Origin of the sequence: Mycobacterium sp. NAZ190054 (genome assembly GCF_001545925.1) — a bacterium.
GTDB lineage: Bacteria > Actinomycetota > Actinomycetes > Mycobacteriales > Mycobacteriaceae > Mycobacterium.
The window spans coordinates 1-571 of record NZ_LMVQ01000527.1; the positions used below are offsets into that span (position 1 = coordinate 1).

General features: G+C 70.8%; 1 protein-coding gene. It reads left to right on the forward strand.

Going from position 1 to position 571, the window contains the following annotated elements; translation table 11 throughout:
• Positions 1-571 (forward strand): putative PEP-binding protein (locus tag ASJ79_RS25415; protein WP_304439124.1); only part of this gene is annotated, 571 nt, incomplete at both ends.

The following is a 571-nucleotide window of genomic DNA, read 5'->3' on the forward strand; positions in this document are numbered from 1 at the left end:
TCGACGCAGCCGACGCCACCGACGAGTTCGCCGCCGAGCTGATCGCCTGGCTGCGCGACCGCCTCGCGCATTACAAGTGCCCGCGGTCGCTGTCGTTCGAGGCGCAATTGCCCCGCACCGACACCGGGCCCACCGTCGACGAGCAGTCCGGCATCTACGCCGAGGTGCTCGACGCGTTCGCCGGGAACAAGGTGGTGATCCGCACGCTCGACGCCGGCTCTGACAAGCCGCTCAAGTTCGCCGGCCACCCCGACGAGGCCAACCCCGCGCTCGGCGTGCGCGGCATCCGCATCGCGACCGCCAACCCCGGCCTGCTGGACCACCAGCTGGAAGCGATCGCCGCCGCCGGGCAGCGCACCGGCAACCCACCTTGGGTGATGGCGCCGATGATCGCGACCGCCGAGGAAGCCGAAAGCTTTGCGGCCAAGGCCCGTTCACACGGCCTGACCCCGGGGGTGATGATCGAGGTCCCCGCCGCGGCGCTGCTGGCCGACCGGATCCTGGAGCACGTCGACTTCCTGTCCATCGGCACCAACGACCTGGCGCAGTACACGATGGCCGCCGACCGGAT